At 61.9% G+C, this 6,593-nt stretch carries 6 protein-coding genes; 5 read left to right on the forward strand and 1 reads right to left on the reverse strand.

Annotated features, from left to right (window positions below):
• Positions 1–75 precede the first annotated feature (75 nt).
• On the reverse strand, positions 76–1,353 hold the full coding sequence (locus tag WCG50_RS03680) for an RsmB/NOP family class I SAM-dependent RNA methyltransferase (RefSeq protein WP_336898216.1): 1,278 nt from the start codon (positions 1,351–1,353) through the stop codon (positions 76–78).
• A gap of 16 nt (positions 1,354–1,369) precedes the next feature.
• On the opposite strand from WCG50_RS03680, the gene WCG50_RS03685 reads away from it, so the two are divergent.
• The 5 genes from WCG50_RS03685 to WCG50_RS03705 all read left to right on the forward strand — a co-directional run bounded on the left by WCG50_RS03685 (position 1,370) and on the right by WCG50_RS03705 (position 6,414).
• The gene (locus tag WCG50_RS03685; RefSeq protein WP_336898217.1) at positions 1,370–1,609 is read left to right on the forward strand and encodes a DUF1653 domain-containing protein; all 240 of its coding nucleotides are present in this window, start codon (positions 1,370–1,372) and stop codon (positions 1,607–1,609) included.
• A gap of 134 nt (positions 1,610–1,743) precedes the next feature.
• Entirely contained in the window at positions 1,744–3,132 is a 1,389-nt protein-coding gene (locus WCG50_RS03690; protein ID WP_336898218.1) for an efflux transporter outer membrane subunit, read from the forward strand.
• 23 nt (positions 3,133–3,155) lie between these two features.
• The gene (locus WCG50_RS03695) at positions 3,156–4,475 is read left to right on the forward strand and encodes an efflux RND transporter periplasmic adaptor subunit (RefSeq protein WP_336898219.1); all 1,320 of its coding nucleotides are present in this window, start codon (positions 3,156–3,158) and stop codon (positions 4,473–4,475) included.
• Positions 4,472–5,206 (forward strand): ABC transporter ATP-binding protein, encoded by a 735-nt coding sequence (locus WCG50_RS03700; protein ID WP_336898220.1) that lies wholly within the window; start codon positions 4,472–4,474, stop codon positions 5,204–5,206. The genes WCG50_RS03695 and WCG50_RS03700 overlap by 4 nt, the downstream gene beginning before the upstream one ends.
• Positions 5,206–6,414: an ABC transporter permease gene (locus WCG50_RS03705; RefSeq protein ID WP_336898221.1), complete on the forward strand. Its 1,209-nt coding sequence runs from the start codon at positions 5,206–5,208 to the stop codon at positions 6,412–6,414. Before WCG50_RS03700 ends, WCG50_RS03705 begins: the two co-directional genes overlap by 1 nt.
• Positions 6,415–6,593 lie beyond the last annotated feature (179 nt).

Below are 6,593 nucleotides of genomic sequence, written 5' to 3' on the forward strand. Positions count from 1 at the left end.
ATTTTAAAGCGTTCAGCGCAAAAAAGATATTCCGGGGCCAGCCGCAGATAGGGACTGCCCCTGAAAAAGCAATCGTCAGGCGGGTTTCTTTTCCCATACTGCGGCAAAAAAACCATCCGTCTGGTGCCGGTGCGGCCACAGGCGCAAGTAGCGCAGGTTGTTTTCGCCGCCAGAGCACAGTTTTTCAGCGCCCTCCACCTTCAGGCCGGTCAAAATTTCACCGGCATCGACTTGGGTGAATTCCGGATTGGCTTCACTGAAAGCTTGCGCAACGGCTTCGTTTTCCTGAATCATGGTGCTGCAAGTGGCATAGACCAAGCGACCGCCGGGTTTCAGCAAGCGGGCGGCACTTTGCAAAATAGCGGTTTGTGTCACCGCCATTTGCTCCACCAGCGCCAAGCTTTGGCGCCATTTCAGATCCGGGTTGCGCCGCAGCGTGCCCAAACCCGAGCAAGGCGCATCCACCAACACGCGGTCAATCTTGCCAGACAGGCGTTTGACGCGGTCGTCACGTTCATGGGCTATTGCTGCCGGGTGCACATTGGACAGACCACTGCGCGCCAGACGCGGTTTCAGGGCGTCCAGACGGTGCGGTGACGTATCGAACGCGTACAAGCGACCGGTGCTGCGCATACCCGCGCCAATCGCCAGCGTTTTGCCACCGGCACCGGCACAAAAGTCCACCACCATCTCGCCGCGCTTGGCATCGACCAGCATGGCCAGCAGTTGCGAGCCTTCATCTTGCACCTCAAACGCACCGCGAATGAAGGCCTCGTGCTTGTTCAGCACGGGCTTGCCGGAAATGCGCAAGCCATTGGGAGAGTAAGGCGTAGGCAGCGCTTTGATGCCGACCTGAGCCAGCTCTTTTTGCACGTCGGCACGCTTGGCATTGAGGGCATTGACCCGCAAATCGAGCCCGGCGCCCTGGTTAAGGCTGTCGGCGAGTTGCCAGAATTCATCGCCCAGCTGCTCTTTGAGCGGCTGCACCAGCCACTCGGGCAGGTTATGGCGGTGGCGCTCCATCAAGTCGGCGACGTTGATTTTTTCGCACTGATCGAGCCAGTTGATTTCCAGGTCGTTCAAGGCGCTGCGCAGAAAATCGCCCGGGCCGTAAAAGCCCAAAATCGCCAAACGGCGCTCTTTGGGGCCGCTGCCCGAGGGCGCAAAGTGTTCAAACAGTTGTTTTTTGCGCAGTACGGCATAGACCGTTCCGGACAAGGTGGCGCGTTCGCGAGGCCCAAGACCGCGGTTGTCGCGAAAGAATTTCGAGACGACAGCGTCGGTGGGGTGGTCAAATTTGAGGGTGAGGCGGACGAGTTCAGAACAAACGTCGAGCAGGGCTTTTGGGTGCATAGCCTACGATTGTCCCATGACTGACGAAATCCTCCCACCCATCACCCCAACCCGCAAGGGCCAGTACCGCCATTACAAAGGCCTGCGCTATGAAGTGATTGACACCGTGCGCCACAGCGAAACACTGGAACCCATGACGCTTTACCGCGCGCTTTACGGTGAACAGGGCCTCTGGGTGCGCCCGGCCGCCATGTTTTCCGAAGAAGTGGTGATTGATGGCGTACGGCAACCCCGGTTCAGCTGGATTTCAGAATAAATCCTTCGCCGACTTCTGGCTTGCGCGACAAGGAAAGCACTCTCAGCGCCGATGCCTGATATATCGCAAGCCCTATTTACAAGACTTCACATTGCAACAACCAAACATTAATTTGACTCCTGCACAATGAGTTGATGAATTTTAAAAAACCAAACGCTTCGTTTTTTCGCCCGAATTCGCCCCCCGCGCTGGTTTTAGTAGTGGCACTGGCGCTGGGTGGCTGTGCCGCCAAGCCTCCGGCCAACCCCTTAGCGGCTGACACGGCAAGCACTGCGACAGCGTCTGAGAATGCGCTGGCCCTCTGGTGGCAAAAATTCAACGATCCGCTACTAAGCCAACTGGTCACGCAGTCTTTGCAGGCCAACACCAGTATCAGATCCGCCCAGGCTGCGCTGCAGCAATCGCGGGCTTTGCGCGATGTGAAAGGTGCCAGCCTGCTGCCTGGCTTGAACGCCTCAGGCTCGGCCGGGCGCAGCAAGTCAGGCGACTTTGACGCCAGCAACAGTTTCAAGGTGGGGCTCGACGCCAGTTGGGAGCCGGATATCTTTGGCGGCCAGCGCAGCGCGCTCAACGCCACCGAAGCCGATGCCCAGGCCTCCGAAGCCTCGTTGGCCGATGTGCAGGTTTCGGTCGCGGCCGAAGTGGCCATCGCCTACATTCAGCTACGCGGTCAGCAAGCCCAACTGCAGATTGCCCGCTCCAACCTCGTCAGCCAGCAGGAAACCCTGCAAATCACCAAATGGCGCGCCCAGGCCGGGTTGATCACATCGCTCGAGGTCGAGCAGGCCCGCACTGCCAGCGAGCAAACCAGTGCGCAGGTTCCAGCACTGGAAGCCAGCATTGCCAAGACCCAGCACAGCCTCGCGGTACTGACGGGCCAGCGCCCCGATGCCTTGCGGGTCATGCTGAAGACTACTCAGCCGGTGCCACAGGCCGCTGGCAGTCTGGCGCAGAGCATTCCCGCGCAAACCCTGCGCCAGCGACCCGATGTGCGCGCTGCCGAGCACCGCATTACGGCCGCCCTGGCGCGTGTCTCAGCGGCTGACGCGGCGCGCTACCCGGGGTTTTCCATCTCTGGCTCACTGGGGCTGAACGCCTTGACGCTGGGCGCAATTACCAATGGCGCCACGGTGGTGAGCTCATTGTTAGCGGGTATCTCGGTCCCCTTGTTTGACGGCGGTGCCGCCAAATCCCAAGTTCTGGCGCAAGAAGCTGTACTGGAGCAAGCGCGGGCCAGCTACCAGACGGTGGTGTTGACCGCCTTGAAAGACGTTGACGATGCGCTGGCAGCCCTTAAAGGTGACCAGGCCCGTCAGGTGCACCTGCAAGCCGCCGCCGAGGCCGCAGGCCATGCCGCCCTGTTGGCCCAGAACCGTTACAGCAGCGGTTTGATTGACTTCCAGACCGTGTTGCTAACCCAGCGCTCGCTCCTGAACGCCCAAGACACCGTGGCGAGTACCAGCGCCGACCTCAGTGCCGACCATGTGCGCCTGTACAAGGCGCTGGGCGGCGGCTGGAACTAAAACCAAAAAACCAAGAAAACACCATGACCACTCCCACTCCCACTTCTACTCCTGATCCAGTCGACACGGCTGACCTGCAAGCCATGCTGGACGCAGCCCCGCCGCGCGTCTGGTGGCGTCGCCTCACGGTCTGGCTTATCGCGGGCGGGCTGCTGCTGGCGGGCGTTGGCTATTACTTCTGGCAGGCCAACAACAAAAGCAACGAGGCGCCGGTCTTTGTCACCGAAGCCGCCAACCTGGGCAACCTGACCTTGAACGTGTCCGCCAACGGCACGCTGCAACCCACCAATTCGGTCAGCATTGGCAGCGAGTTGTCGGGCACCGTGTTGCGCGTGCTGGTCGATGTGAACGACAAGGTCAAAAAAGGCCAGGTGCTGGTGGCGTTGGACACCGCCAAACTGACGGACCAGGTGGCCCGCTCACGTGCCGCACTTAGCGCCGCCAACGCGCGGGTTTCACAAACGATGGCGACCGTCAAAGAAGCGCAAGGCAACCTGGCGCGACTGGAAGAAGTAGCGCGCCTGTCTGGCGGCAAAGTGCCGTCGCAGGCCGAGTTGGACACCGGTCGTGCCACGCTGGAGCGCGCCAAAGCCGACGAGTTGAGTGCCCACGCCAATGTCGCCGATGCCAAGGCTGCGGCCTCGACCGATGAAACCAACCTCTCCAAAGCCTCCATCCGCTCGCCCATCAACGGCGTGATCCTGACGCGTACGGTGGACCCCGGCAACGCCGTGGCCGCCTCCTTGCAGGCCGTGACCTTGTTCACCATCGCCGAAGACCTGGCTCAACTCAAGCTGCAAGTCAACGTCGACGAAGCCGATGTGGGCGCCGTCAAAATGGGCCAAAAGGCGCGCTTCACGGTCAGCGCCTACCCATCGCGCAAGTACCCGGCCACCATCACCCGAGTGGCCTATGGCTCCACCATCACCGAAAACGTGGTGACCTACGTCACCTACCTTGAAGTGGACAACTCCGACCTGAGCTTGCGCCCCGGCATGACCGCCTCGGCCACCATCACCTCCACCGAACTGCGCGATGTGCTGCTGGTGCCCAACACGGCGCTGCGCTTCACACCGACTCAATCCGGAGGTGCAGCAGGCGGCGCCAAGGCCAAGGGCGGCATTGTGTCGAGCCTGATGCCACGCATGCCGCCCGGCGCCCGCAAAACAGCCGGCGGCAGCGGTCCCGCCAAGCAGCTGTGGGTGCTGCGTGACGGTGCCGCAGTCGCGGTGGCGGTCACCGCCGGCATCACCGATGGTCGCATGACCGAAATCACCGGCGGCGACTTGAAGACCGGCATGCTGGTGATTACCGACCAACGTGCTGCAGGATCAGCCCCATGAGTGACGCCCCGCTCATCACGCTCAAGCGGGTGACCAAGGTCTACGGCGAAGGCGCTACCGCATTGCAGGCGCTCAAAGGTGTGGACCTGAGCATCCAGGCCGGTGATTTTGTCGCCATCATGGGCCCCAGCGGCTCGGGCAAGTCCACCGCCATGAACATGCTGGGCTGCCTGGACACCCCCACCACTGGCGAGTATTTGTTTCATGGCGTGCACGTCGAAACCCTGTCGCGTGACCAGCGGGCGCGCATGCGGCGACGTTTTCTGGGCTTTGTGTTTCAGGGCTTTAACCTGCTGGCGCGCACCTCGGCGCAAGAAAATGTCGAACTGCCCCTGCTCTACCGGGGCGAAAGCGCCAAGGCACGCCATGCCGCCGCCGCCAAAGCGCTGGCCTCGGTCGGTCTGGCCGGCTGGGAGCACCACACACCGGCCGAGTTGTCGGGCGGACAACAGCAACGGGTGGCGATTGCCCGCGCCATCGTGACCGAACCCGCCGTGTTGCTGGCCGACGAGCCCACCGGCAACCTTGACACCCAGCGCAGCAAAGAAATCATGGAACTGCTGTGGGGCCTCAACGTCAACCACGGCATCACCGTGCTGATGGTCACGCACGAGGCCGACATGGCGGCCTATGCCAAACGCATCGTGCGTTTTGTCGACGGCGTGGTCGAAAGCGACACCCTCAACCCGCACCCGGCCGGGCTGCATTCGTCCACCTTAGAGGCCGCCTGATGCTGCTCAACACCTTGCTGCTCGCCTTGCGCTCGATCCGGCGCAACCTGATGCGTTCATTTCTGACCATTTTGGGCATCGTGATTGGCGTGAGCGCCGTCATCACCATGGTCACGCTGGGCAACGGCGCCACCCTGGCGGTGCAAAACCAGATTTCGAGCCTGGGCACCAACCTGCTGCAAGTGCGCCCCGGCCAACGCATGGGCCCCGGCGGCGGCGGTGGCGGCTCGCCCTCTTTCAAGGAAGTTGACGCCGACGCCATTGCCACCCAAATCGGCGGCATTGCAGCCGTGGCGCCCGAGGCCCGCACCGGCGGCACGCTGGTCGCCAACGGGCGCAACTGGACCAGCAGCGTCATCGGCAGCACCAACAACTGGCTCATCACCGGCAACTGGAAAATTCGCGATGGCCGCGAGTTTTCAGACGACGAAATCCGCGCCGGGGCGGCGGTCTGCATGATCGGCGAAACCGTGCGGCGCGAGCTTTACGGCACACGCCCGGCCTTGGGTGAGCAATTGCGCGTCAAGCAAATCAGTTGCGAGATTGTGGGCGTGCTGGCGTCCAAGGGCCAAGGTGCTTTTGGCAACGACCAGGACGACGTAGTACTGGTGCCCATCAAGACGCTGCAACGCCGCATCACCGGCAACACCCGCGTGAACACCTTGCTGGTGTCGATGCGTGACGGCAGTGACGCCACCCGCGTCAAGGCCAGCATCACCCAACTGCTGCGCGAGCGGCGCAAACTGGCTGAGGGCGACGAGGACAACTTCAATGTGCTCGACACCAAACAACTGGCCGAAACTTTCTCCAGCACCACCAAGGTCATGACCATGCTGCTGGGTGCCGTGGCCGCGGTGAGCCTGCTGGTGGGTGGCATCGGCATCATGAACATCATGCTGGTGAGCGTGACCGAGCGCACCCGCGAGATCGGGCTACGTCTGGCCATCGGGGCGCTGGAGCGCGAGGTGCTGCTGCAATTTTTGATTGAGGCGGTGGTGCTGTCCTCGCTGGGCGGCATCATCGGCATCGTTCTGGCCACGATCGCCTCCATCGGCATCTCCAGTTTGATGGATGTGCCCTACCTGTTTAACCCGGGGGTGAACCTCATGTCTTTCTTGTTCTCTGCCGGCATTGGGGTGCTGTTTGGTTTCTTCCCGGCGCGGCGGGCCGCCCGGCTGGACCCGATTGAGGCGCTGCGTCACGAATGATGAATTTATATCAAATCAGGCTGTAGATCCCCGTGCAGCAAGCGTCATAGTTTGTGGGGGACGATGACATCGGGGTAGAGGGCTCCGCTCATGTCCCCCGGACCGGGCTGCGCCCGATCCTCCTCCTTGACTTCGCTGCACCCTCTACCCCGTTGACATCGTCTGCCAGCCGTGTTGGC

Source organism: Rhodoferax sp. (assembly GCF_037143375.1).
In the GTDB taxonomy this organism is placed as follows: domain Bacteria; phylum Pseudomonadota; class Gammaproteobacteria; order Burkholderiales; family Burkholderiaceae_C; genus Rhodoferax.